This is a genomic window from Methylobacterium sp. WL7 (genome assembly GCF_008040085.1).
Lineage (GTDB): Bacteria > Pseudomonadota > Alphaproteobacteria > Rhizobiales > Beijerinckiaceae > Methylobacterium > Methylobacterium mesophilicum.
This window is the reverse complement of the sequence record NZ_VRVG01000384.1, coordinates 1-420: the sequence shown is the minus strand read 5'-3', so window position 1 is coordinate 420 and position 420 is coordinate 1. Positions and strand designations below refer to the sequence as shown.

At 76.9% G+C, this 420-nt stretch carries 1 pseudogene; it reads right to left on the bottom strand.

Annotated features, from left to right (window positions below):
- A pseudogene (locus FV233_RS29905) lies at positions 1-344 on the bottom strand (GlxA family transcriptional regulator); the annotation flags it as partial.
- Positions 345-420 lie beyond the last annotated feature (76 nt).

The window sequence follows — 420 nt, the reverse complement described above, 5'->3', positions numbered from 1 at the left end:
TGGCCCGGCCGGACCGCGCCGCGCAGCCAGTCGACGATCCGTGCCTCGGCGGCCGCGTCGTCCGGATCGGCTTCGCGGCCGAGCACCCGGGACGACGCGCCGGGCAGGAGCACCACGGTACCCGGCGCGATCGCCTCCGGCAGCGGCTCGGCGCCGCTCAGGGCCAGCCCGATCGAGCAGCGGGTGTACGGATCCGGCGCCACGTAGCGGACCGCGAAGGCGACCCGCTCCTGCACCGCCCCGGCGATCCGCAGCACCTCGACCGGGCCGGCGAGATCGAGCAGCAGGGTGCGCGGCGGCAGGACCACCAGGACCGGGATGCTGCGCCGCGCTGCCTCGCTCATGCGGCGACCGGCAGGTCCCGGCCGGCGAGCGCCTGCTCCACCGTGGCGATGCGGGCGAAACGGTCCACCAGGACCA